At 72.3% G+C, this 24,242-nt stretch carries 26 protein-coding genes; 11 read left to right on the top strand and 15 right to left on the bottom strand.

Going from position 1 to position 24,242, the window contains the following annotated elements; all coding sequences use genetic code 11:
* Positions 1–130: 130 nt before the first annotated feature.
* Positions 131–985, bottom strand: coding sequence for a PHP domain-containing protein (locus ASF89_RS05680; RefSeq protein WP_055795527.1), 855 nt, complete (start codon positions 983–985; stop codon positions 131–133).
* Positions 986–1,025: 40 nt separating this feature from the next.
* Between ASF89_RS05680 and ASF89_RS05675 the strand changes: the two genes are divergently transcribed.
* Together ASF89_RS05675 and ASF89_RS05670 are read left to right on the top strand one after the other, a co-directional pair.
* On the top strand, positions 1,026–2,054 hold the full coding sequence (locus ASF89_RS05675) for an endonuclease/exonuclease/phosphatase family protein (RefSeq protein WP_055812696.1): 1,029 nt from the start codon (positions 1,026–1,028) through the stop codon (positions 2,052–2,054).
* 79 nt (positions 2,055–2,133) lie between these two features.
* Positions 2,134–3,636, top strand: a complete 1,503-nt coding sequence (locus ASF89_RS05670) for an aminopeptidase P family protein (RefSeq protein WP_055813178.1) — start codon at positions 2,134–2,136, stop codon at positions 3,634–3,636.
* 135 nt (positions 3,637–3,771) lie between these two features.
* On the opposite strand, the gene ASF89_RS05665 is transcribed toward ASF89_RS05670, so the two are convergent.
* The 4 genes from ASF89_RS05665 to ASF89_RS05650 all read right to left on the bottom strand — a co-directional run bounded on the left by ASF89_RS05665 (position 3,772) and on the right by ASF89_RS05650 (position 6,549).
* Positions 3,772–4,575, bottom strand: coding sequence for a copper resistance CopC family protein (locus ASF89_RS05665; RefSeq protein WP_055812693.1), 804 nt, complete (start codon positions 4,573–4,575; stop codon positions 3,772–3,774).
* Entirely contained in the window at positions 4,572–5,342 is a 771-nt protein-coding gene (locus ASF89_RS05660; protein ID WP_055812690.1) for a YcnI family protein, read from the bottom strand. Before ASF89_RS05660 ends, ASF89_RS05665 begins: the two co-directional genes overlap by 4 nt.
* A gap of 104 nt (positions 5,343–5,446) precedes the next feature.
* Positions 5,447–6,052 carry a hypothetical protein gene (locus ASF89_RS05655; RefSeq protein ID WP_055812687.1) on the bottom strand — a complete coding sequence of 202 codons (606 nt, stop codon included), beginning with the start codon at positions 6,050–6,052 and terminating at the stop codon, positions 5,447–5,449.
* Entirely contained in the window at positions 6,052–6,549 is a 498-nt protein-coding gene (locus ASF89_RS05650; RefSeq protein WP_055794509.1) for a general stress protein, read from the bottom strand. The genes ASF89_RS05655 and ASF89_RS05650 overlap by 1 nt, the downstream gene beginning before the upstream one ends.
* Positions 6,550–6,597: 48 nt before the next feature.
* Between ASF89_RS05650 and ASF89_RS05645 the strand changes: the two genes are divergently transcribed.
* The 3 genes from ASF89_RS05645 to ASF89_RS05635 are packed head-to-tail and all read left to right on the top strand — an operon-like array spanning position 6,598 to position 9,632.
* The gene (locus ASF89_RS05645; RefSeq protein ID WP_055794507.1) at positions 6,598–7,917 is read left to right on the top strand and encodes a magnesium transporter MgtE N-terminal domain-containing protein; all 1,320 of its coding nucleotides are present in this window, start codon (positions 6,598–6,600) and stop codon (positions 7,915–7,917) included.
* Positions 7,904–8,476, top strand: a complete 573-nt coding sequence (locus ASF89_RS05640) for a DUF1003 domain-containing protein (RefSeq protein WP_055794506.1) — start codon at positions 7,904–7,906, stop codon at positions 8,474–8,476. Before ASF89_RS05645 ends, ASF89_RS05640 begins: the two co-directional genes overlap by 14 nt.
* A complete protein-coding gene (locus ASF89_RS05635; RefSeq protein WP_055812684.1) occupies positions 8,469–9,632 on the top strand; it encodes an Mrp/NBP35 family ATP-binding protein in 1,164 nt (387 codons plus the stop codon). The genes ASF89_RS05640 and ASF89_RS05635 overlap by 8 nt, the downstream gene beginning before the upstream one ends.
* Positions 9,633–9,716: 84 nt before the next feature.
* Here ASF89_RS05635 and ASF89_RS16180 read toward each other — a convergent pair whose 3' ends face one another.
* Positions 9,717–9,839 carry a hypothetical protein gene (locus tag ASF89_RS16180; protein ID WP_255354969.1) on the bottom strand — a complete coding sequence of 41 codons (123 nt, stop codon included), beginning with the start codon at positions 9,837–9,839 and terminating at the stop codon, positions 9,717–9,719.
* A gap of 236 nt (positions 9,840–10,075) precedes the next feature.
* On the opposite strand from ASF89_RS16180, the gene ASF89_RS05630 reads away from it, so the two are divergent.
* Entirely contained in the window at positions 10,076–10,990 is a 915-nt protein-coding gene (locus ASF89_RS05630; RefSeq protein WP_055812681.1) for a LysR family transcriptional regulator, read from the top strand.
* A 93-nt stretch (positions 10,991–11,083) separates the two neighbouring features.
* Here the strand turns inward: ASF89_RS05630 and ASF89_RS05625 are convergent, their stop codons facing one another.
* Entirely contained in the window at positions 11,084–11,488 is a 405-nt protein-coding gene (locus ASF89_RS05625; protein ID WP_055794500.1) for a hypothetical protein, read from the bottom strand.
* Between the two features lie 63 nt (positions 11,489–11,551).
* Between ASF89_RS05625 and ASF89_RS05620 the strand changes: the two genes are divergently transcribed.
* Entirely contained in the window at positions 11,552–12,178 is a 627-nt protein-coding gene (locus ASF89_RS05620) for an O-methyltransferase (RefSeq protein ID WP_055794498.1), read from the top strand.
* A gap of 84 nt (positions 12,179–12,262) precedes the next feature.
* On the opposite strand, the gene ASF89_RS15345 is transcribed toward ASF89_RS05620, so the two are convergent.
* From ASF89_RS15345 to dapE, 3 genes are all read right to left on the bottom strand, one after another.
* Positions 12,263–12,433, bottom strand: coding sequence for a DUF3117 domain-containing protein (locus ASF89_RS15345; RefSeq protein ID WP_082474961.1), 171 nt, complete (start codon positions 12,431–12,433; stop codon positions 12,263–12,265).
* Between the two features lie 85 nt (positions 12,434–12,518).
* Positions 12,519–13,781: a hypothetical protein gene (locus ASF89_RS05615; protein ID WP_235483991.1), complete on the bottom strand. Its 1,263-nt coding sequence runs from the start codon at positions 13,779–13,781 to the stop codon at positions 12,519–12,521.
* Positions 13,766–14,839, bottom strand: coding sequence for a succinyl-diaminopimelate desuccinylase (gene dapE / locus ASF89_RS05610; RefSeq protein WP_055813173.1), 1,074 nt, complete (start codon positions 14,837–14,839; stop codon positions 13,766–13,768). Before dapE ends, ASF89_RS05615 begins: the two co-directional genes overlap by 16 nt.
* A gap of 89 nt (positions 14,840–14,928) precedes the next feature.
* Between dapE and dapD the strand changes: the two genes are divergently transcribed.
* Complete coding sequence (dapD, locus tag ASF89_RS05605; RefSeq protein WP_055813170.1) at positions 14,929–15,897, top strand: 2,3,4,5-tetrahydropyridine-2,6-dicarboxylate N-succinyltransferase; 969 nt, start codon at positions 14,929–14,931, stop codon at positions 15,895–15,897.
* An 84-nt stretch (positions 15,898–15,981) separates the two neighbouring features.
* On the opposite strand, the gene ASF89_RS05600 is transcribed toward dapD, so the two are convergent.
* Genes ASF89_RS05600 through ASF89_RS05585 form a run of 4 tightly spaced genes read right to left on the bottom strand, consistent with a single transcriptional unit; the run spans position 15,982 to position 20,028 of the window.
* The gene (locus tag ASF89_RS05600; protein ID WP_082474960.1) at positions 15,982–17,277 is read right to left on the bottom strand and encodes a citrate synthase; all 1,296 of its coding nucleotides are present in this window, start codon (positions 17,275–17,277) and stop codon (positions 15,982–15,984) included.
* Positions 17,278–17,293: 16 nt separating this feature from the next.
* Entirely contained in the window at positions 17,294–18,394 is a 1,101-nt protein-coding gene (dapC, locus tag ASF89_RS05595) for a succinyldiaminopimelate transaminase (protein ID WP_055812677.1), read from the bottom strand.
* Between the two features lie 12 nt (positions 18,395–18,406).
* Positions 18,407–18,724 carry a ferredoxin gene (gene fdxA / locus ASF89_RS05590; protein ID WP_055794494.1) on the bottom strand — a complete coding sequence of 106 codons (318 nt, stop codon included), beginning with the start codon at positions 18,722–18,724 and terminating at the stop codon, positions 18,407–18,409.
* Positions 18,725–18,726: 2 nt separating this feature from the next.
* A complete protein-coding gene (locus tag ASF89_RS05585; RefSeq protein ID WP_082489798.1) occupies positions 18,727–20,028 on the bottom strand; it encodes a PIG-L family deacetylase in 1,302 nt (433 codons plus the stop codon).
* 161 nt (positions 20,029–20,189) lie between these two features.
* On the opposite strand from ASF89_RS05585, the gene efeU reads away from it, so the two are divergent.
* From efeU to efeB, 3 genes are read left to right on the top strand one after another with little or no spacing between them, the layout of a single operon-like run.
* A complete protein-coding gene (gene efeU / locus ASF89_RS05580) occupies positions 20,190–21,065 on the top strand; it encodes an iron uptake transporter permease EfeU (RefSeq protein ID WP_055794489.1) in 876 nt (291 codons plus the stop codon).
* On the top strand, positions 21,062–22,258 hold the full coding sequence (gene efeO, locus ASF89_RS05575; protein ID WP_055812673.1) for an iron uptake system protein EfeO: 1,197 nt from the start codon (positions 21,062–21,064) through the stop codon (positions 22,256–22,258). Before efeU ends, efeO begins: the two co-directional genes overlap by 4 nt.
* A gap of 14 nt (positions 22,259–22,272) precedes the next feature.
* Positions 22,273–23,580: an iron uptake transporter deferrochelatase/peroxidase subunit gene (efeB, locus tag ASF89_RS05570; protein WP_200937099.1), complete on the top strand. Its 1,308-nt coding sequence runs from the start codon at positions 22,273–22,275 to the stop codon at positions 23,578–23,580.
* Positions 23,581–23,671: 91 nt separating this feature from the next.
* On the opposite strand, the gene ASF89_RS05565 is transcribed toward efeB, so the two are convergent.
* Positions 23,672–24,184, bottom strand: coding sequence for a hypothetical protein (locus ASF89_RS05565; RefSeq protein ID WP_156463316.1), 513 nt, complete (start codon positions 24,182–24,184; stop codon positions 23,672–23,674).
* Positions 24,185–24,242: the final 58 nt, after the last annotated feature.

The raw sequence follows: 24,242 nt of genomic DNA, 5'->3' as shown, positions 1-24,242 counted from the left end.
ACCCGCGCGACCCCCTGACCCCACCGGGCCCGGGGGTCGCGCTCCGTCTGGGGCCGCCACCGGCGATCGCAGAGCACCCGGGAGCCTCGCTCCGTCGGTCGACCGGGCTCCGGACCCGCGCCTCCTGCCGTCAGCCTGCGACCGGTGCCCACCCCGTGGCGGCGGCGACGATGCGTTCGAGCTGCTCGGGGTCCGTGCTGTTCTCGCCCAGTCGGTTCGGCTTGCCCTCGCCGTGGTAGTCGCTCGAACCCGTCACGATGAGGTCGTGCTTCGCGGCCAGCTCGCGCAGGCGTTCGGCGCCGGCCCGCGTGTTCTCGCGGTGCGCGATCTCGACCCCCATCAGGCCGGCCTCGACGAGCGACGCGAACCCCTTCTCGGAGACGTTCGGCTCGCGGCCTCTGGTGGCCGGGTGCGCGATGACGGGCACGCCGCCCGCCTCGCGGATCAGGCGGATGCCGACGAGGGGGCTCGGCGCCTCGTGCGGCTCGTAGTACCCGGAGCGCCAGTGCAGGATGCCGGCGAAGGCGGCGCTGCGATCGGGTGCGAAGCCGCGGGCCACCAGCGCGTCGGCGATGTGCGGCCGTCCGAGGGTCGCCCCTCGGGTGGACTGGTCGAGGACGTCCTGCCAGGTGATGTCGTAGTCGACGGCGATCCGCTCGACGATGCGCTCGGCCCGGTGCAGCCTGCTGTCGCGCAGTCGGGCGGTCTCGGTGAGGATCGCCGCGTCCGTCGGGTCGAAGAGGTACCCGAGCATGTGGACGCTGTTCAGGCCGAAGCTCGTGCTGAGCTCCATGCCCGGGACGAGCAGGAGACCGGTGCCGACGACCGCCCGCGTGGCCTCGGCCCAGCCGGCCGTCGAGTCGTGGTCGGTCAGGGCGAGGGCGCCGAGACCGGCGTCCACGGCGGCGCGGACCAGCTCGGCGGGGGTCTCGGTGCCGTCGGAGACGCTGCTGTGGGCGTGCAGGTCGATCGGTCGTGACGGCATCCCCTCATCGTAGGCGGCGTCGCCTATGCTCGGTCGGGCCATGATCCGTCGTCTCGTCGCCCTCGTCCTCGTGCTCGCCGCCGCTGCGGTCCTGCTCATCGCCGTCTGGCCCCAGGCCCTCGACCTCCAGAGGAGCTGGCCGGCCGCCCAGGCGGTGTCGTTCCGTGTCGTCGGAGCGGGCGTCGCCGTCGTCGTCGCCGTCGTCCTCGTGGTCATCGGTCTGTTCGCCCGACGGATCCGATCCGTCACGGCGTCCGTGGCCGTCCTCGCACTCGTCGCCGCCGCCGTGTCGGCCGGCGTGCTCGCCTCGAGGGGCATCGGCCGCGACGACTTCACGGACGCCCTCGACACCGACGTGACCGTGCTGTCCTGGAACACGCTGGGCGGCGCTCCCGGCGCCCCGACCGTCGCCGAGCTGGCCGTCGAGGTGGGAGCCGACGTGGTGGCCCTGCCCGAGACGGACGCCGAGACCGCGAAGGCCATCTCGGACGCGATGAACGCCGCGGGTCTGCCGATGGCCTGGTTCACTTCGAGCTACGACGACGTGCCCACGGCCAAGCCGACGTCCCTGCTGGTCTCGACCGCCCTCGGCGAGTACACCGTGGCGACGGAGGACGACGGCACCTCGGTCACGACGACTCCGGGGATGCCCAGCATCATCGCCACCCCCGTCGACGAGGCGTCCCCCGTGATCGTGGCCGCCCACCCCGTCGCGCCCCTCCGCGAGGCGATGGAGCCGTGGCGCGCCGGCCTCGACGTGCTGGCCGACGCCTGCGCCTCGGGCAACGTGGTCATGGCCGGCGACTTCAACGCGACCATCGACCACATGGCGGGCCTCGGCACGGCAGGAGGCGCGCTCGGGACCTGCCGCGACGCCGCCGTCGGCACGGCGAACGGCGGAGTCGGGACCTGGCCCACCGATCTCAGCCCGCTGCTCGGGACGCCGATCGACCACGTGCTGGCGTCGCGCCACTGGCTCGCCACCGGCTTCCGGGTCGTGACCGATCTCGACGAGGCCGGCAGCGACCACCGACCGGTCGTCGCTCAGCTCAGCCGCACCGGGGCCTGAGTCCCCTCGTCCGCCGTTCGGAGCCCGGGACAGCCGGGGGTCGCGCGCGACGTCGGCCGTTCGCGCGAGAATGGACGGCATGGCTGAATCGAAGGCACCCCGCGCGACCACGAACCGCTCCACGACCCCCGGCTCCGACACCTTCAAGGACTACATCTCGTCGAACTGGGCCGAGAGGCCCGGCGATCTGCCGGAACCCCGTGAGCAGTCTCCGTTCGCCGCGGCGCGGCGCGCCGCGCTGTCGGCCCTGCACCCCGGCAAGCGCCTCGTGATCCCGGCGGGCCGCGCCAAGGTCCGCTCCAACGACTGCGACTACCCCTTCCGGGCGCACTCCGCCTTCTCGCACCTCACCGGCTGGGGATCCGACACCGTTCCCGGTTCGGTGCTGGTGCTCGAGCCCGTCGACGACGGGCACGAGGCGACGCTGTACTTCCGGGCCAGCGCCGGGCGCGACTCCGACGAGTTCTACGCGAACCCGGAGATCGGCGAGTTCTGGATCGGACCGCGGCCGTCCCTGGTGCAGGTGGGGGCCGACCTCGGTCTCACCACGCGCGACCTCGGCGAGCTCGATGCCGTCGTCAGCACCGTCGACGGCGACACCCTCCTCCTCCGCGAGGCCGACCCCGAGCTGACCCGGCGGATCGACGACGTGGACTCCGCGCGTCTGGCCGACTCCCCCGCCCGAGCCTCCGCCGAGGCGGACCGGGCCTCGGACACGGCCTCCTCCGACGACCTCGCCCGCGACCTCGGCGAGCTGCGTCTCGTCAAGGACGCCTACGAGATCGCTCAGATGCGCGAGGCCGTCCAGGTCACGGGCCGCGGGTTCACCGACGTCGTGGCGGACTTCGACGAGATCCTCGCGCATCCTCGTGGGGAGCGTCTGGTCGAGGGCACCTTCAACCGCCGGGCTCGGGCCGACGGCAACACGGTGGGCTACGACACGATCGCGGCGTCCGGAGACCACGCCTGCGTGCTGCACTGGACCCGCAACGACGGCGTCGTGCGCGACGGCGACCTCATCCTGATCGACGCCGGCATCGAGCTCGACAGTCTCTACACGGCCGACATCACGCGGACCCTGCCCGTCTCGGGCCGGTTCACGGACGTCCAGCGCCTCGTCTACGAGGCCGTCCTCGAGGCGGCGGACGCGGCGTTCGCCATCGTGAGGCCGGGCATCCGCTTCCGCGAGATCCACGCGGAGGCGATGCGGGTCATCGCCGAGCGGACGGCCGAGTGGGGGTTCCTGCCGGTGAGCGCCGCCGAGTCCCTCGAGCCGGACCACCAGTACCACCGCCGCTACATGGTCCACGGCACGAGCCACCACCTCGGCATCGACGTGCACGACTGCGCCGCCGCTCGACGCGACCTGTACCTCGACGGCGTGCTCGAGCCCGGCATGGTCTTCACGATCGAGCCGGGCCTGTACTTCCAGCCCGACGATCTGACCGTGCCCGAGGAGTTCCGCGGGATCGGCGTCCGCATCGAGGACGACATCGTCGTCACGGCCGACGGAGCCGAGAACCTGTCCGTGGGGATCCCCCGCACGGTCGCGGACGTCGAGGCCTGGGTCGCGCGCGGCTGATCACCCTCGCGTGCCCCGTGCGGAGGGCCCGGACGACCGTGACGACGGTCGTCCGGGCCCTCCGCCCGTACTCGCCTCCGTGTCGAAAGGCCGAAGGGCCGTAGGGCCGGAGCCCGAGACGGGGCCGTGCAGTACCTAGCCCCTCGGCCCCTCCGGCTCGATCTCCTCGCCGGAGCGTTCTCCGGGGGGCGTCTCCGCGTCGACCGCACCGGAGCGGCGGCGGCTCGTCGCCAGCACGACCGCGACGGCGGCCAGCGCCACGACGACGATGCCGACCCCGAGGCCGATGACGAGGCCGAGGCCCGTCCCGTCGTCGTCGCCCGCGTCTCCCGCGCCGCCGTCGACCGGCGCGAGCGTCTGATCGGCGCCGTCCGACGCCGTTGCCGACGCCGAGTCGGTCGGGGCCGGGTCGGCCGTGACGACGCCGTCCCCGGGCTCGGCCGTCGCCGTCGCCGTCGGGTCGCAGACCGGCCGTTCGGCGGAGCCCTCGGCCACGGCGGCGTCGGCCGGCGGCTCGTAACGGAACGGCAGCGAGTCGGAGACCGTGTGCCCGTCGGCCGAGACGGCCTGATAGGTCATCGTGTAGTCGCCCGCGCCTCCCAGGGCCACACCCGTGCTGAGGACGGAGCCCGCCGACGTCGAGCAGCCGTCTTCGAAGTGCCGACCGGAGGCGTCGGTGATCTCGATGACGTTCGACGACCCGGTGCCCGAGAGGTCGAGGACGACGTCGCTGAACGTGATGGCGGCTTCGTCGAGCGGAGCCGTCACCGTCGACCCCGCGGCGGGGTCGCTCGTCAGGACGGAGTCGTGCGCTTCCGCACCCGTGGCCGGCGCGAGCACGAGGGCGGCGATGGCGACGAGTCCCGCCGCCGACGCCGTCAGGCCGGCCCGGCGAGACACCCGGCCGTGACCCGCGGACGGGAGAGCGGCGCGGGTCATCGCGTCGATCCCTCGGACGAACCGGCGTCGCCGCGGCGGCCGGTGGACCGACGCGTCAGAGCGACGACGCTCACGACGAGGGCGACGGCCCCGAAGGCGAGACCGCCGATGCCGAAGGCGATCGCCGCCGTCGACCCTGCGTCGGAGTCGGACGACGCGACCACGGACGCGTCGTCGGCGGCGTCCTCCGACCCGTGGGTGCCCGAGTGCCCCTCGTCGGGCGCGGCGTCGTTCACGTAGAGCGTCGGAGCGGGGTGCTCCGGCTCCTCGCCCGACGCCGGGGTGGGCTCGTCCCAGTCGACGACCGTGCCGTCGCTGTACTCCTGGTGCGCCGGCAGCACGATCGACCCGGTGTCGGGCACCGCGCCGGCCGAGACGACGAAACGCTGGAACTGCCCGGGGGCGATCTGCGTGCCCTCGTCGGCCGTCCAGATCACCGACAGCGGCGCCTCGGTGACGGTGGCGCCCACGATGTCGACGGGCTCGGGCAGCTCGCCCGTGGTCACCTCGGCGCTCCACCCGGGCACGGGCTCGTACGACACCGAGGTGAAGGGCGTATCGGTGGGGAGGTCCACGACGAAGCGGACGGTGCCCGCGTCGGCCGACTCGTTCGGCACTCGGAAGGTGAGCGTCGAGTACGAACCGGCCTCGGCCTGTCCCGGCTCGACGTGAACGTGGGCGGAGGCGGCGAGGGGCGCCGCGAGAGCGAGGAGGGCGGCGGCGCCGAGCGCGCTGCCCGCTCTGAGGGCGAAGGTGGTCGTGTTCATGGGCATGTCCTGTTCCGGACCGCGAGGTGGCGGTCGTCGTCTGATGGGTGGGGCCGGCGGGAGCGCTCGGCCGGGACCGCGGCCGGAGTCGGCCGCGGCGGGGGTCAGACGGGACGAGGGGGTCCGCGGAGCGGGGTCGCAGCGAGGAACGCGAGGGTCGCGGGTCGGCGGAGGGGCGAGGCGACGACGGGCAGGAGGCGCGGTGCGGCGCCGACCGCGCCTCCCGTCTCGAGGACCCGCGCGGCGGCCACCGCGCGGCGGGCGGCCGCACGCAGGGCGGCGCCGACGGCGCGTCGACCCCAGGCCATGCCCGCGAGGGTCACGGCCGCGGCGACGGCGTGGGCCAGCCACATGGCGGCGTGTCCCATCGCCATGCCCGTGGCGGCGGACCCGCTCGCCGACGCGGCGGAGATGATCAGCGGCGAGTGGTGCCCGCCGGAGGCGACGGCCCCGGCGGGCTCGGTCGAGCCGAGGGTGAAGAGCACGTGGAAGGCGAGCTGGCTGAGCACGACCGACACGGCCACCCGCGGCATCGACACGCGGCGTCCGGCCAGCCCGACGCAGACCGGCAGGGCGAACGCCATCGAGAGGACCACCCCGAGGAGGCCCGGCTCGGCGCCGCCGCCGGCCGCGTGCGAGAAGGCCGCGACGACGACGGACAGGCCGGCGGTCAGCCCGCCGCGGAGGAACCGCATCCGTCGGTCGTGCATCAGCGCTGCTGGTCGGGTCGCGCCAGGATCTCGTGGGCGCGCGACGACACCGAGGGGTCGACGACTATCTGGTAGCTCGTGGCGAGGACCTGGTGGGTCGAGGTGAAGTCACGGCGGCGACGGCTGACGGCGAAGCTGGCGATGCCGTAGAGCATTCCGAAGCCCGCGCCGATCAGGGCGGCGGCCACGACGGTCGTGATCGTGACCGTCGTCGGCGAGAAGACCAGCATGACGAGACCGAAGAAGACGCCGAGCCAGAGCCCCGTCACCGCACCGGCCAGCGCCGCACGACCGTAGCTCAGACGCCCGGTCACGCGCTCGACCGTCGTGAGGTCGTTGCCGATGATCGCGAGCTGCTTGATCGGGAAGTCCGCATGCGACAGCCGTTCGACCACGGCCTGCGCCTCGGGGTAGCTCTCGTACGTGCCGAGGACGTCGCCCCGCGGCACCGTGGGCACCGCGCGGGTGCGTCGGCCCAGGGGGCTCGGGTTCGTCATGCCCCCATTAAACACGGGGCCTCCGACACGAGAGACTAAATTGGTCGTGTGAGCGCCAACAGAGTCTTCATCGCCCGTCTGGCCGGGTGCTCCGTCTTCGACCCCGCCGGCGACAAGGTGGGCAAGGTCCGGGATGTCCTGGTCGTCTACCGCCGGAGCGAACCTCCCCGGGTCGTGGGGCTGATCGTCGAGGTCCCGGGCAAGCGCCGGGTGTTCGTGGGCATCGGCCGCGTGACGAGCATCGGCTCGGGTCAGATCATCACGAACGGCCTGATCACCCTCCGCCGCTTCGACCAGCGGGGCGGCGAGACCCGCGTCATCGCCGAGATGCTCGGGCGCAAGGTGTCCCTCCGTCGTGACGGCGGCCGCGCCACGATCGAGGACGTCGCGATGGACGAGGTCAGCGAGGGCGACTGGGAGATCGGGCAGCTGTTCCTCCGCAAGCCCAAGACCACGCCCTCGCCCTTCGGCAAGGGGCCGACGACCTTCGCCTCGTGGCAGGACGTCCGCGAGGAGCACGAGGCGGGCGAGGCCCAGAGCGCCGAGCACCTCATCGCCGCCTACTCCGACCTCGTGCCGGCCGATCTCGCCAACACCCTGCTCGAGCTGACCCCCGAGCGTCGGCACGAGGTCGCGGCCGAGCTCTCCGACGACCGTCTCGCCGACGTGCTCGAAGAGCTGCCCGAGAGCGAGCAGATCGACATCTTCGGACAGCTCGACGACAACCGCGCCGCCGGCGTGCTCGACCAGATGCAGCCCGACGACGCCGCCGACCTCATCGCCCAGCTGACCGAGGAGCGGAAAGAGGAGCTCCTCGGTCTGATGGAGCCCGACGAGGCCGACGACGTCCGGATGCTCCTCAGCTACGACGCCGACACGGCGGGCGGTCTGATGACCACCGAGCCCGTCATCGTCTCGGCCGACGCGACCGTCGCCGAGGGTCTGGCCCTCATCCGTCGCCACGAGCTCGCCCCCGCCCTCGGGGCGGCCGTCTGCGTCACCCTGCCGCCGTACGAGCCGCCGACCGGCAGGTTCCTCGGCATGGTGCACTTCCAGCGCATGCTGCGGTACCCGCCGAACGAACGGCTCGGCACTCTGCTCGACCAGCAGCTCGAGCCCGTCCGGGTCGACGCGACGGCCCTCGAGGTCACTCGCGTGATGGCCACCTACAACCTGGTCTCGGTGCCCGTCGTCGACGCCGCTCATCGACTGGTCGGGGTGGTGACCATCGACGACGTCCTCGACCATGTGCTGCCCGACGACTGGCGCAGCCAGGATCCGGGCCAGCCCCTGAACCGGATCCGACCGCGCACCCGGCGCGCACCCGTGAACACCACCGCGAGGAGGGCCACCGATGGCACGCGATAACCGCAGCACGGTCCGCCTCGACGCGCCGAAGGGCCTCCGCACGCGGGTGCTCCCGGGCCGCCGCGGTCCCGGTCGTGACCGCTTCGGGCGCGCGACCGAGTCGATCGCCCGAGGGATGGGCACCCCGTACTTCCTGATCGCCCTGACGCTCTTCTGCGTGGCCTGGATGATCTTCAACACGGTCGCCCCCGAGGCGTGGCGCTTCGACAGCGCCGCCATCGGCTTCACGGCGTTGACGCTCATCCTCTCGCTGCAGGCCTCGTACGCGGCGCCGCTCATCCTCCTCGCGCAGAACCGCCAGGACGACCGCGACCGCGTGCAGTTCGAGCAGGACCGCCAGCGCGCCGAGCGCAATCTCGCCGACACCGAGTACCTCGCCCGCGAGGTCGTCGCCCTCCGTCTCGCGATGCGCGACATGGCGAGCAAGGACTTCATCCGCGCCGAGCTCCGTTCGATGCTCGACGAGCTCGACCGACGGGACGGCGACGAGTCCGGGGCGACCCGCGCCTCCTCGGCTCCGATCCGCCGCGAGACCCGACACGACGGACACCGTGGCTGACGCCGGGTCGACCACGGTGCCGCTCGTCGACGGGGTGCGCCGCGCCCTGGGGCGTGTCCTCGACCCCGAGATCCGCAGACCGGTCACCGAGCTCGACATGATCGGCGAGGTGTCCGTCGACGGAGCAGGGGCGGCGAGGGTGGGCGTGAAGCTCACCATCGTGGGCTGCCCCGCCGCCGACACGATCGAACGCGACGTCCGCGACGCCGCCGCGTCGGTGGCCGGCGTGACGACGGTCGACGTCGACGTCACGGTGATGACGCGCGACGAGCGACGCGCCCTGACCGAGAAGCTGCGCGCGGGTCGCGCCGCCCGGGGGATGCAGTTCGGGCCCGAGTCGCTCACGCGGGTCTACGCGGTGACGAGCGGCAAGGGCGGCGTCGGCAAGTCGACCGTCACGGCCAATCTCGCCGTCTCGCTCGCGGCCCGCGGTCTCGCCGTCGGCATCGTCGACGCGGACGTCTACGGCTTCAGCATCCCCGGCCTGCTCGGACTGGTGGGCGACGACGGGGCGTCGGTCAAGCCGACCCAGGTCGACGACATGATCCTCCCGCCGGTGGCGCACGGCGTGAAGGTGATCTCGATCGGCATGTTCGTCGACGACGCCTCGACCGCCGTCGCCTGGCGCGGACCGATGCTGCACCGCACCATCCAGCAGTTCCTCACCGACGTCTACTTCGGCGACCTCGACGTGCTGCTGCTCGACCTCCCGCCGGGCACCGGCGACGTCGCCATCTCGGTCGGCCAGCTGCTCCCCCATGCCGAGGTCCTCGTCGTGACGACGCCTCAGCCCGCAGCCGCCGACGTGGCGGAACGCAGCGGCGTGGTGGCTCGCCAGACCGGACAGCGCCTCCTCGGGGTCGTCGAGAACATGGCCGGGCTCGCCCAGGCCGACGGGACGGTGCTCGAGCTCTTCGGCTCCGGCGGGGGCACCGAGACGGCGAGGCGGCTGTCGGCCGGGCAGGCCGAGCCGGTCGAGGTCCTCGCGAGCGTCCCGTTGAGCATGGCGCTCCGGGAGGGCGGCGACGACGGGGTCCCCGTGGTGCTCGCCTCCCCCGACGACCCCGCGGCGCGCGCCATCGGGACTCTGGCCGATCGTCTGGCCGTCCGCGCCCGGGGTCTCGCCGGGCGGAAGCTCGGTCTCAGCGTGGGCTGACCCCGCCGGGTGCGCGGAAGGGGCGCCTCGCGATGCGAGACGCCCCTTGCGCTGGTGCCGCCGCGACACGCGGCGGCGGAGGACCTAGCTCCAGCGGGTGTAGGTCTTCGTGGGGATCGCGTGGAAGCCGTCGCGCGCGACGGAGACGATCGACCCGGTGATGCCGACGACTGCGGCGATGGCGAGGACGATGATTCCGGTCAACATGATGTTTCTCTTTCTCGGCGCGATGCGTCGCGCGTTCTGATGGTGCGGACACGACGCGGTTCGACGTCGTGCGTGATGGGCGGAGCCGCTGTGCATCCAACGGGCACCCGAGCCTCGGGACCAGGTCGACCGAGGGGCCGGAGCGCATGGGGTCGCTCCGAGGACATGTCCATTCTGCGCCCGACAATGACTTAGATCAATCTCGCATTGCTACCGAGACACCGTAGATTGGCTACATGGACGTCAAGAGGCTGGAACTGCTGCGCGAGCTCGCCGAACGGGGCAGCATCGCGGCCGTGGCCCGGGCCACGCACCGCACCCCGTCGGCGGTGTCGCAGCAGCTCAAGATCCTCGAGAAGGAGGCGGGCGTCGCCCTGACCGAGAGGATCGGGCGCGGGGTCGTGCTCACCGGGTCGGGTCGCGTCCTGGCTCAGACCGCCACCGACGTGGCCGTGGCCCTCGAGCGCGCGCAGGCCGTCTGGGACGACTTCGTGGCGACGCCCCAGGGCGAGGTCACCCTCGCGACCTTCCCCACCGGAGGTCAGATGCTGCTGCCCGGTCTGCTGCGGACCGTCGCCGAGACGCCCGGGCTGGTGGTCCTCGCGACCGACCACGACCCCTCGATCCGCGAGTTCGCCGACCTGGCGGGTGATCACGACGTGGTCGTCGCGCACGCCTCCGAACGCCGGTCGTGGCGCGGTCGCGGGCTGGTCGAGGTCCCTCTGCTGACGGAGCCGCTCGACATCGCGCTCCCCGCCGATCACCGCCTGGCCGGCCGGGCGTCGCTCTCGCCCTCCGACCTCGAGGGCGAGAACTGGATCGGCGTGCCGAGCGGGTTCCCGTTCGAGTGGGTCTACGCCGAGATCGAGAGGGTGACGGGCAGCCCCGTCCGCATCTCGCAGCGCTTCAGCGACACGAAGGTCACCGAGTCGCTGGTGGGGGCCGGTCTCGGCATCGCCGTGCTGCCTCGATTCACCGCCAAGGAGGCGCGGGACGACATGGTCCTGCTGCCTCTCGAGAGCATCCGGGCCGTCCGGTACGTCTCGGCGCTGATGCGCCGCGACCGCGCGGAGAGACCGAGCGTCCGCCGGGTGGTCGACGCCCTCCGCGCCGAGGCGACCCGTGTGGCGGGCCTGCACGGGGGCGTCTAGCCTCGCCCGCCCGGAGCGACGATCCTTCGGGCCGAGGCTCACGGTAGGTCGAGGCTCAGGGTGGTCCGAGGCTCTCGCCGGGCCGGAGTCCGGCTAGGTGGCCTCGGAGTCGTAGGGAGCGACCTCGCCCGCGGCGAGCGGCACGCCGGGCGACGGGGAGCCGCGCGAGGGCAGACCGGCCGACACGGCGCCGGCCGTGGCCATGGCGGCGGGAGCCATCGACGTCGTCGTCTGCGACGGCGGGTCGAGGAGCGCGTCGCGGATGATGCGGCGCGGGTCGTACTGCCGCGGATCGAGCTTCTGCCATTCGACGTCGTCGAACTCGGGCCCCATCTCGCTGCGCATGCGCTCCTTGGCGCCGTTGGCCATGTTCTTGACGGACTTGACCAGCTGGGCGAGCTTCGACGCGTAGACGGGGAGTCGATCGGGGCCGAGCAGGAAGACGGCGAGCACACCCACGATGAGCAGCTTGTCGAACGTCAGACCGGAGAGGGACACGCAAGCAGACTAACCGCTGCCGCCGAGGGCGACCCCCTAGAGTTGGCCTTTCGAGGAGTGAGTGTGTCGCAGATAGAGTCAAGCTGGAAGTTCGCCGAAGAGCTCGTCACCGAGAGCGGACCCCTCGCAGAGGCTCGTCAGCACTCGCTCGAGGTCGGGGTCGAACCGGTGTCCCCCGCGGTCGGCGCGCAGCTCGCCGTCGTCGCCGCGGCGTCGGGCGCCAAGAACATCATCGAGGTCGGCACCGGCGTCGGGGTGAGCGGTCTGTGGCTGCTGCGCGGCGCGCCCCGGGCGACGCTCACGTCGATCGACCGCGAGGTCGACCACCAGCAGGCAGCACGCGACGCCTATCTCGGCGCCGGCGTGCCCGTGAACAGGTTCCGGCTCATCACGGGCCGCGCGTCCGATGTGCTCCCCCGGATGAACGAGAACTCGTACGACATCGTCTTCGTCGACGCCGACCCGGGATCGGTCATCGAGTACGTCGAGCACGGCCTGCGACTCGCTCGCCCGGGCGGCCTCGTGCTCGTCGCGCACGCGCTCTGGCACGGCTCGGTCGCGAATCCGGCACGACGCGACGCGACGACCACGCAGTTCCGAACGCTGCTGACCGAGGTGTCGACCTCCCCCGCGGTCATCAGCTCGCTGTCGACCGCCGGCGACGGTCTCCTGCAGCTCGTCAAGCTCTGAGCGACGCCGTCGCGGACGCACAGGACAGCCCCGCCGATCGGTGATCGACGGGGCTGTCCGAGGTGGTGCTGGGAAGGTGGCCGACTAAGCGCCGACGACGCTCGCGAGGGCGTCGTGGAGCTCTCTGGCTTCGTCGTCGTTGACCGACACCACGAGGCGTCCCCCACCCTCGAGCGGAACACGCACGATGATGAGACGACCCTCCTTCACGGCTTCCATAGGTCCGTCGCCGGTCCTCGGCTTCATGGCTGCCATCAGATAGTCCCCTTTCGCAAAGATGCTCGTCCTATTATCCGTGATTTCTTCGCCCGCACCTAAACGTCGCCCGGGCGATGGCCGATCACGGCGGCGTCCAGTCGTATCCGTCCACCCACCAGCTGAAGTACAGCCAGGCGAACTGACCGGCGACGAACGCGACGAGCAGCCCGACCCGCCAGACCCGCGATCGCGGCACGGCGAGGATGCCCAGCAGGGGGAACAGCGGCATGAGCAGTCGCCAGGTGCTCGACTGGGGGAAGAACACGGCGAGGAGGTACAGCGCGTAGGCGAGTCCCCACAGGCGGAGGTCGACCCCGATGCGCCGACCCCACGGCCCGAGCAGGAGGGCGGCGAACCCGACCACGACGAGCACGAGCAGAGGGATGCCGAGCCCGCTCGGGAACCAGTAGCCGGCCCCCTGGATCCACGGCGTGAACGGGACGAGCGGCCCGTGGCCGACGTACGGGGCGCGCCAGGCGAGCTCCGTCTCCGTATAGGCGTCGGGGCGCCCGGTCACGAGACCCGCGACGATCAGCCACCCCACGCCGAGCAGGGCCGTCGCCCCCGCGCTGACGGACACGGCGATCATCTCGCGCCGCGGGAAGGGATCGTCGGCCCGACGGAACCACCGGTGCACGGCGTGCAGACCGATCGCGAGGGCGAGGGCCAGAGCCCCGGGCCGCGTGAACGACAGCGCCGCCACGAGCGGCAGCATCGGGAGGTACTGCCGCCGCACGAGCAGCAGCAGGCACCCGCAGAGCAGCATCAGGAACATCGACTCGGCGTAGGCCACCTGCAGCAGGGGCGAGACGGGCGAGAAGCAGAACAGCGCGACCGTGAACAGCGCCGTGCCCTCGGGCAGCACGTGCCGCATGAGCCGGTACAGCAGCAGCGCCGTCGCCGCCGCGCAGGCCACCGAGACGGCGACGGCCATCGGGGCGAAGGGGACCCCGGTCAGCTCGGTCAGCGCCCGCACCGTGAACGGGTAGACGGGCATGAACGCCCAGGCGCTCTCGCCGACCCGCCCGTCGGCCGTCGTCGGCAGGGTGGTCGGGTAGCCGACCACCGAGATGATGTAGTACCAGTGGCCGTCCCAGATGGTGGCGAAGCTGGGGTAGTCCGGGCTCGGCAGGGTCCACGCGTTGGGGCCCTGCGCCCGGGCGAAGCCGAGCAGCAGCGTGGTGCTCACCACCCGCGAGAGGGTGAAGACGACCAGGACCCGCGCCCACCAGGGGGTGAGACGGTAGCGGACGACAAGGGCACGGCGCCCCCGCGGTCCCGCCGCGCCTCCGGCGGTCTCCGAGGAGGCGCGGGTCGGCTGCCTGACGCTCAGGCCGTCAGCCACGCCCGCAGTCCGCGCTCGTTCTCGACGATCTGGTCGACGGGCACCCGCTCGTCGTCGTGGTGGGCCAGGAGCGGGTCGCCCGGACCGTAGTTGACGGCCGGGACCCCGAGGGCCGAGAAGCGCGCGACGTCGGTCCAGCCGTACTTCGGCTTCGCCTCGCCGCCCACCGCGGCCAGGAACTGCGCGGCCAACGGGGCGTCGAGGCCCGGACGGGCCCCCTCCGCCAGATCGACGACCACGACGTCGAGATCGGGGAACAGCTCGCGCACGTGGGCCACGGCCTCGTCACCCGAGCGGCTCGGCGCGAACCGGTAGTTGACCGTCACGACGCATTCGTCGGGGATGACGTTGCCCGCGACCCCGCCCGTGATGCCGACGGCGTTCAGGCCCTCGCGATAGACCAGGCCGTCGACCTCGACCTCGCGGGCCTCGTAGGCCGCGAGCACGTCGAGCACCGCGGCGGCGCGGTGGATGGCGTTGTCGCCGATCCACGACCGGGCGCTGTGCGAGCGGCGACCGGTCGTGCGGATCTCCACCCGGAGGTTCCCGTTGCAGCCCCCCTCGATCTCGCTGCGCGTCGGCTCGCCGAGGATGGCGAAGTCGGCCGCGAGCAGCTCGGGGCGGTTGCGGACCAGCCGACCGAGGCCGTTGAGATGGTCGGAGACCTCCTCGTGGTCGTACCAGACCCAGGTCACGTCGACGTTCGGCTCGGCGAGCTCGACCGCCAGGCGGAGATGGACCGCGCAGCCCGCCTTCATGTCGACCGTGCCGCGCCCCCAGAGGTAGTCGACGCCGCCGTCGCTCTCGAACCGCGTGGGCAGGTTGCGATTGAGCGGAACCGTGTCGATGTGGCCGGCGATCACGACGCGCTGGGACCGGCCCAGCCGGGTGCGGGCCACGATGGCGTCGCCGTCGCGCAGCACCTCGAGGTGATCGTGGCCGGCGAGGGTCTCGGCGATGGCGTCGGCGATGCCGGCCTCGTCGCCGGAGACGGACTCGATGTCGCAGAGCTGGCGGGTCACGTCGACGGCGGACACGCTGAGGTCGATCTTCGGCATGGCCCCGAGTGTACGGGGGCCGCCGCGACGGCTCCTGCCAGGCTCCGACGACCGTGACCACGGCGGTCGCGGACGATACGGTTGTCAGCATGACTTCCGACGACACCGCCGCCACCCACGCCCACGGTGACGGGCTGGCGACCGTCTCCGCCGACGGCACGACGCTCGACACCTGGTTCCCCTCCCCCTCCCTCGGCCGCCTGCCGACCGACCGCGACCCGGCGCTCGTGCCGTCCGAGATCGCCGACGCCGCCGGGCCCGATCCCCGCCGGGCCGTCGATCTCGTCCCCGTGACCGTCGAGATCGAGCTCAGCGCGCCTCCGGCGTCCACCTCCGACGCCTATCTCCGACTGCACCTGCTCAGCCACCTGCTCGTCGAGCCGAACACGATCAACCTCGAGGGCGTCTTCGGTCACCTGCCCATCGTCACGTGGACCAACGCGGGGCCCGTGCACCCGGCCGACTTCGCCCGACTGCGCGCGTCGCTCCAGCGCGCCGGCATCGCGACCACCGGCATCGACAAGTTCCCCCGGATGCTCGACTACGTCTCCCCCGACCGGGTCCGCATCGCCGACGCGTCGCGGGTCCGGCTCGGCGCCTACCTCGCACCGGGCACGACCGTCATGCACGAGGGCTTCGTCAACTTCAACGCCGGCACCCTCGGCACCTCCATGGTCGAGGGCCGGATCTCGCAGGGCGTCGTCGTCGGCGACGGGTCGGACATCGGCGGAGGCGCCTCCATCATGGGGACGCTGTCGGGGGGAGGCGCTCAGCGCGTCACCATCGGCGAGCGCGCCCTGCTCGGAGCCAACAGCGGCATCGGCATCTCGATCGGCGACGACACCGTGGTCGAGGCGGGGCTCTACGTCACGGCGGGCACGAAGGTCGTCGTCGTCGGCGGCACCGCCTCGTCGGACGGCTCGACGCAGACCGTCAAGGCCGTCGAGCTGTCGGGCCGCCCCGGGCTGCTGTTCCGCCGCAACTCGCTGACCGGCGCCGTCGAGGTCCTGCCCCGCAAGGGCCACGGGATCACGCTGAACTCGCAGCTGCACGCCTGACGCGTCGGCTCGAACGCGACGAGGGGCGACGCACCGTGCGGTGCGTCGCCCCTCGTCGTCTGGCCCGATGGGCCGCCGATGCCCCTAGCGCTCGGGCCAGTCCCGCTGGGTCGAGCCCAGGTACAGCTGCTGCGGGCGACCGATCTTGGTCGTCGCGTCGGCGTTCATCTCGCGCCAGTGCGCGATCCAGCCCGGCAGGCGCCCGATGGCGAACAGGACCGTGAACATGCGGGGCGGGAACCCCATCGCCTTGTAGATGACACCCGTGTAGAAGTCGACGTTCGGGTAGAGCCTGCGCTCGGCGAAGTAGTCGTCGGCCAGCGCGATGCCCTCGAGCTCCATCGCGATGTCGAGCAGGTCGTCTTTCACGCCCAGCGCCGACAGCACCTCGTTCGCGCTCTCTTTGACGAGCTTCGCGCGCGGGTCGTAGTTCTTGTAGACCCGGTGGCCGAAGCCCATGAGCTTGACGCCCTCTTCTTTGTTCTTCACGCGCTCGACGAAGCGCTCGACGCCCTGGCCGCTGGCCTTGATGTCGGCGAGCATCGAGAGCACGGCCTCGTTGGCGCCGCCGTGCAGCGGACCGTAGAGCGCGCTGATCCCGGCCGAGATCGACGAGAACATGTTGGCCTGCGTCGAGCCGACGAGCCGCACGGTCGACGTCGACGCGTTCTGCTCGTGGTCCTCGTGGAGGATGAGCAGTCGCTCGAGGGCCTTCGACAGGACCGGGTTCACCTCGTACGGCTCGGCCATGGTGCCGAAGTTCAGCTTGAGGAAGTTGTCGACGAAGCTGAGCGAGTTGTCGGGGTAGAGGAACGCCTGACCGAGGCTCTTCTTGTGCGCATACGCCGCGATGACGGGCAGCTTCGCCAGGAGACGGATGGTCTGCAGCTCGACCTGCTCGGGGTCCGAGGTGCTCATCGAGCCCTCGTAGAACGTGCCGAGGGCGCCGACGGCGCTCGAGAGCACCGACATGGGATGCGCCGAGTGCGGCAGCGCGTCGAAGAACCGTCTGAGGTCTTCGTGCAGCAGCGTGTGGCGGCGGATGCGGGCGTCGAATCCGGCGAGCTCGTCGGGGGTGGGCAGTTCGCCGTAGATCAGCAGCCAGGCCGTCTCGAGGTAGGTCGAGTTGGCGGCGATCTGCTCGATCGGATAGCCCCGGTAGCGCAGGATGCCCTGATCACCGTCGATGTAGGTGATCTTGCTGCGGGCGGTCGAGGTGTTCACGAACCCGTTGTCGAGGGTCGTGTAACCGGTCTGCTTGGTGAACGTCGAGATGTCGATCGACGAGGCACCCTCGGTGCTCGGCACGATCGGGAACTCGGCTGTTCCCCCCGGGAACTGCAGCGTGGCCTTCTGGGCGTCGTTGGCAGTGTCAGTCACTCCGCCAGCCTAGCGGTCAGTGCTCCAGGCGCTCCACGGCGGCGGCGATGCGCTCGTCGGTCGTCGTGAGCGCGACGCGCACGTGCTGCTCGCCGCCGATCCCGTAGAACGAGCCGGGCGCCACGAGGATGCCCCGCTCGGCGAGCCAGGCCGCGCTCCGCCATGCGTCCTCGCCTCGTGTCGCCCAGAGGTAGAGCCCCGCCTCGCTGTGGTCGATGCGGAATCCGGCTCGCTCGAGGGCCGGCGCGAGCGCCGCGCGTCGAGCGCCGTACAGCTCTTTCTGCGCGATCACGTGATCTTCGTCGCCGAGGGCCACCCGCATGGCCTCCTGCACGGGGGCCGGCGGCATGAGCCCGGCGTGCTTGCGCACGGCGAGCAGCTGAGCGATCAGCACCGGGTCCCCTGCGACGAACCCGGCTCGATAGCCGGCCAGGTTCGACTGCTTGCTGAGCGAGTAGACGCTGAGGACTCCGTCGAGCCGGTCGCCGACGACCCGGGGGTCGAGGATGCACGGTGTCGGCCGCGTCGACCACTCGCCCTCCCAGCCGAGCTCCGCGTAGCACTCGTCGCCGGCGATCACCGCGCCGAGCTCGCGGGCCCGGGCCACGGCGGCTGCGAGGCGTCCGACGTCGAGCACGGCGCCGTCGGGGTTGCCGGGGCTGTTCAGCCACACGAGACGCGTCGTCTCGGGCCAGTCGGCCGGGTCGTCGGAGGCGAGGGCCTCGGCGCCGACGAGGGCCGCGCCGAGGGCGTACGTCGGGTAGGCGTTGGCCGGGTGGACGATCGTGTCGCCCGGGCCGAGACCGAGCCAGAGCGCCGACCCGGCGATGAGCTCCTTCGAACCGATCGTCGGGAGGACCGACTCGGTGCCGAGACCCGAGACGCCGCGTCGGCGCGAGTACCACTCGACGATGGCCTCGCGGAGGGCCGGGGTGCCCGCAACCTGGGGGTACGAATGCGCGTCGGTCGCCGCCGTGAGTGCCTCGCGGATCACCCGGGGCGTGGGGTCGACGGGAGACCCCACCGAGAGGTCGACGATCGAGCCCGGATGGGACCGTGCTGTGGCCGCGAGCTCCGAGAGGGTGTCCCAGGGGAACTCGGGCAGAGCGAGCGCCACGACCGACGGCCTCTACGCCTGGGGCGGGAGGACGGCGATGACGGGGTGGTCCTTCGCGATCACGCCGACCTTGGCCGCGCCGCCGGGAGAGCCGATCTCGTCGAAGAACTCGACGTTGGCCTTGTAGTAGTCGGCCCACTTGTCGGGCAGATCGTCTTCGTAGTAGATGGCCTCGACGGGGCAGACGGGCTCGCAGGCGCCGCAGTCGACGCATTCGTCGGGGTGGATGTAGAGCGAGCGTTCGCCCTCGTAGATGCAGTCGACGGGGCATTCGTCGATGCAGGCACGGTCTTTGACATCCACACAGGGAAGTGCGATCACGTACGTCACGTCTAGGGTGTTCCCTTCGCCTCGGGCAGAGCGTCCATCTTATCGCGGCCTCGCTGCACGTCCGCGCCGCGGTCGAGGAACGGCCACGCGAGCACGACCATGGCGACGAGCACCGGGCCGAAGGTCCACAGGTAGCCCGCGAGATTGGCCGGGACGAGCGCGGACCCGCCCGCACCGGGCTGCGACAGCAGCGCCGTGACGCCGAGCAGCCCCACGGCGACGGCCGCGACGATCGTGCGCGAGCGGAAGACCTGACGGAATCCGACCAGGAGAGCCGCGGCCATCGCCATCGACACCACGAGCCCGGTCGGCAGCACGGCTCCGGCGACCGACGACGTCCCCTGATGGGCCACCGTGCCGATCGCCCCGAAGACGGCCCCGGCGGCGACGGCCAGCAGATACGTGCCGATGCGACCTCCGACGCTCATGTCGCTGAGCTCGGACGTGTTCGCGGGCCGCGGCGGGAGCTCGTCGGGGTCGGGCACGAAGCGGAACGACTCGGACGAGGCCAGACGGTCGACGCGGCCGTGGGGGTAGCGGATCCCGGCTGCGCCTCCGGGCAGGTCGACGACCTCGAGCTGGGTCCGGTACCGCCGGAGGGCGGCGACGACGCGCGGTGCGACGGGTCGGACGTCCATCGTCACGACCGATTCGTCGTCGCGGAGGGCGGCGGCCTCGGCTCCGGTCGCCTCGTCGGCGCCGGCGACGATGGCGAAGTAGGGCACGCCGGCCAGGCGGGCGGCCCGGACGGCGGCGCGATTGGCCCGGACGTGGTCGGGGTGGTGGTAGCCGCCGTCGTCGTCGTACGAGACGATCACCGTGGGTCGCACGGACTCGACCACCGCCGAGAGGTCCGAGACGATCTCGCCGAACTCGGCCGCGCAGAACGCCGCCGGGTGGAGGTCGTCGGTGGGGCCGGCGACTCCGTCCGCCCGCCAGACCATCCCGCTGTCGCGGTACGCCCGGGTCTCGAGCCCGGCCGTGCGGGCGCCCGCCTCGCCGAGGAACCGGTGATCGCGCACGCCCAGCTCGCGCAGCGCACCCGCGATCTCGCCCTCGCGGTGCACGGCGAGGGCCATCTCGTCGCCGCGCAGGGCGGCGAGGTCGTCCGGGATGACCTCGCCGAGCTCGCCGCGCGTGCACGTCACGACCGTGACGCCGGCGCCGGCGTCGACCAGCGTCGCGATCGTGCCCCCCGTGGTGATCGTCTCGTCGTCGGGGTGAGCGTGCACCACGAGGACCCGCTCGACCCGGGGTGCCGGGGAGTCGGGGCCGTCGCCTCCTGGCGTGCCGAAGTAAGTCATCACTGGACAGGATAGGCCGCGCCGCACTATGGTCGGTCCTCGTTAGGCCGCCCTTAGCAAGGTTAGCCTAACCAAACCAATCGGTGCGGTGGTCGTCCGCCGCCACCAGGCGCCGCCGTCGACGCCCGCCGCCGACCGCCGCCGACCCGAAGGCTCCACCCGTGCTCGCCAATTACCTCATCGGACTCCGAGAGGGCCTCGAAGCCGCTCTCGTCGTCGGCATCCTCGTGGCCTACGTCGTCAAGGTCGATCGACGCGATGTCCTCGCCCGCCTGTGGCTCGGCGTCGCCGCGGCCGTGCTGCTCTCGCTCGGCGTCGGCGCGATCCTCACGTTCGGCGCCTACGGCCTGACGTTCCAGGCGCAGGAGATCATCGGGGGCGGCCTCTCGATCGTCGCCGTCGGGTTCGTCACCTGGATGGTCTTCTGGATGGCCCGCACGGCCCGCAGCCTGAAGTCCGAGCTGCAGACCGGCCTCGACCGCGCCCTCGAGGGCGGGGCCTGGGCCGTCGTGGCTCTGGGGTTCCTGTCCGTGGGCCGCGAGGGCATCGAGACGGCCCTCTTCGTCTGGGCCGCCGTGCAGTCCACAGGCGGCGGGCCCGTGCCGCTGCTCGGCGCCGTGCTCGGCATCCTCACCGCCTGCGCCGTCGGAGTCGCCGTCCACCGGGGCGTGATGACCATCGACCTCAGACGCTTCTTCACCGTCACCGGGTACTTCCTGGTCGTCGTGGCCGCCGGCGTCCTCGCCTACGGGATCGGCGACCTGCAGGAGGCCGGCGTGCTGCCGGGCCGCACCTCCCTGGCCTTCGACGTCAGCGGAGCCGTCCCGCCCACCAGCGTGCAGGGCGTCGTGCTGCAGGGTCTCGTGAACTTCACGCCGACCCCGAGCTGGCTGCAGCTGCTCGCCTGGCTCGCCTACCTCGCCGTCGTCATCCCCCTCGTCGCCCGGGCGACCAGGAGGCGCGGGCCGAGTCGGCCCGCCGCGCCGGCCCCCGAGTCCCCCACCTTCGCCACCCGCACCGCAGGAGCCCCCGAATGACCGCTCGCCCCCTCCGCCCCCTCGCCGTCGCCTCGGGCGTCGCCGCCCTCGCGCTCGCCCTCACCGGTTGCGTCGCGAACTCGCCCGCCGGCTCGTCGGCGGCCACCGCGGTGACGGTCGACGGCTCCGACGACGGCTGCGTGCTGTCGACGACGTCGGTGCCGAGCGGCCCCGTCACGTTCACCATGACGAACAGCGGCAGCGACAACAGCGAGTTCGAGCTCCTGGCCGAGGACGGACTCCGCATCATCAGCGAGAAGGAGAACATCGGGCCCGGCACCTCCGGGTCGATGACCGTCTCCGTGCCGGCCGGCGAGTACTACACGGCCTGCGTCCCCGGCCTCGTCGGCGAGGGCGTCCGCGCCTCGTTCACGGTGACCGACTCGGGCACCGCCGTCGAGCCGACGGGCTCCGAGAAGGAGCGCATCGACGCCGCCGCCGCGGCGTACGTCGGCTACGTCGAGGACCAGACCGGTCAGCTCGTCGCCGCCACGGACGAGTTCCTCACCGCCTACACCTCGGGTGACGACGAGCGGGCCCGCGAGCTGTACCCGACCGCCCGCGCCCACTACGAGCGCATCGAGCCGGTGGCCGAGTCGTTCGGCGACCTCGACCCGAAGATCGACTTCCGCGAGGCCGACGTCGAGCCCGGCACGGAGTGGACCGGCTGGCACCGCATCGAGAAGGACCTCTGGCAGCCGTCGGCGGACGCGAACGGCGGCACGCCCTACGTCGCTCTCACGACCGCCGAGCGGCAGCGCTTCGCCGACCTGCTCACCGCCGACACGGCCGACCTCTACACCGCCGTCACGGCGAGCGGCTTCTCGGTGGGCATCGACACGATCGCGAACGGCGCCGTGGGTCTCATGGACGAGGTCGCGACCGGCAAGATCACCGGCGAGGAGGAGATCTGGTCGCACACCGACCTCTACGACTTCCAGGGGAACCTCGAGGGGGCCCGCGTCGCGTTCGACGGCGTGCGCGACGTCGTCGACGAGAAGGACCCGGAGCTGGCCACGTCGATCGACGACGAGATGACCTCGGTCGAGACGCTGCTGTCCGGCTACGGCAGCCTGGACGCCGGGTACCCCTCGTACACCGAGCTGACCGACGCCGACCGGAAGAAGCTGTCGGACGCCGTCAACGCGCTCAGCGAGCCGCTCAGCCGCCTGACCGCGGCCCTGGTCTCCTGACGGTGAGCGGCGGGGTGCCCCGTACCGGCGGGGCCGGCGCCGACGACCAGAGGTCCGGCCTGTCGCGACGGGGCCTCCTCGGGCTCGTCGGCACGGGCGTCGGCGCCGGCGTGCTCGGTCTCGGCGCCGGGATCGGCGCCGACCGAGCCGTCAGCGCCCGCACGGCGGGCGGCTCGGGCGCCGCAGCGTCGTATCCGTTCTTCGGACGTCACCAGTCGGGCATCGTCACCACCGCCCAGGACCGCCTCCACTTCGCCGCCTTCGACGTGGCCGACGGCACCACCCGGGCCGAGCTGATCGAACTGCTGCAGGACTGGAGCTACGCGGCGTCCCGCCTGACGGCCGGTCTCGACGTCAGCCCGACGGGGGCGACGGGCGGGCCCCTCGCCGCGCCTCCGGACGACACCGGCGAGGCTCTCGGGCTGCCGGCAGCGGGGCTCACCGTGACCATCGGATTCGGGCCCTCGCTGTTCACCGGCACCTCGGGCGTCGACCGGTTCGGTCTCGCCTCACGGCGGCCGGCGGCCCTGATCGATCTGCCGCACTTCCCGGGCGACCAGCTCATCGAGGCGGCGAGCGGCGGCGATCTGTGCATCCAGGCGTGCAGCGACGACCCGCAGGTGGCCGTCCACGCGATCCGCAACCTCTCGCGGATCGCCTTCGGCCGCGCCTCCCTCCGCTGGTCGCAGCTCGGCTTCGGACGGACGTCGTCGACGACCCGCGACCAGACGACTCCCCGCAACCTCTTCGGCTTCAAGGACGGCACGGCGAACGTCAAGGCCGAAGACACCCGCGCCGTCGACGAGGGGGTCTGGGCGACGGCCGACGACGGCGCGCCCTGGATGGCCGGCGGCTCGTACCTCGTCGCCCGCAAGATCCGCATGACGATCGAGACCTGGGACCGCGCCTCGCTCGCCGAGCAGCAGACGGTGTTCGGTCGTGACAAGGGCGAGGGCGCGCCGCTCTCGGGCGGGTCGGAGTTCACCGAGCCCGACTTCACCGCCGCGGCCGCGACCGGAGGGCCCGCCATCGCGCCCGACTCGCACGTGGCCCTCGCCCACCCGCAGAACAACGCGGGCGCGACCCTGCTGCGCCGCGGCTACAACTTCGTCGACGGCAACGACGAGCTCGGTCGGCTGAACGCCGGGCTGTTCTTCATCTGCTTCAACCGCGACAGCCGCCGCCAGTTCGTGCCGATCCAGCAGGCGCTCGCCCGCAGCGACCGCATGAACGAGTACGTGAAGCACGTCGGCTCGGCGATCTTCGCGGTGCCGCCGGGCGCATCGTCGGACGGCTGGGTCGGCGAGACGCTCTTCGCCTGACGCCGCCGTCGGTGCCGACGGGAGGACCTGCAGGAGGCGCGGAGCCCGCCGGGCGGACACCGCGCCTCCGGCAGATGGTCGCCCCCGTGGCTCAGACCGGCGTGACGACGTAGGTCGCGGTCGAGACGCCCTCGGTGTCGGTCGAGACGGTCAGCAGGACCCGGTACGTCGAGCCGGTGAACGTGCCGAAGCCGCTGTCGGCGTCGGAGTCCACCCCGCTCGCGGTGTAGCCGGCCTGCTCGAGACGCTGCTGCGCGGCGGCGAACGCGTCGGGTGCGACGGTCACCTGCGCCACCCAGCCGGACCCCTCCGGCCCGGAGCCGCCCCCGCGGACCGTGCCCTCGACGAGCGGGACGTCCGCGGGGAACGACTCGGGCAACGTGCCGTCGGTCGTGACGCCGGCACCGCCGAGCACCTCGCCCGCGGCGTCCTCGACGGCCTGCTGGACGGTGCCCGTCAGGCCCTCGACGCTGCTGTCGATGGCTCCCCCGACGATGTTGTCGACGGGTGACCCCGAACCGCAGGCGGTCAGACCGCCGACCAGACCGGCGGAGAGGGCCAGAGCGGCGATCGGGCGGAGGAGGGACTTCGGAGACGTCAGCACCCGGCGAGGGTAGCCGCCGTCACTGGACACGCGCGCAGAAGGTGCAGGGTGCGCAGGC

The sequence above is a fragment of the Frigoribacterium sp. Leaf172 genome (assembly GCF_001424285.1).
Classification (GTDB): domain Bacteria; phylum Actinomycetota; class Actinomycetes; order Actinomycetales; family Microbacteriaceae; genus Frigoribacterium.
The sequence above is the reverse complement of the archived record's forward strand: the minus strand, read 5'-3'. Positions and strand labels throughout refer to the sequence as shown.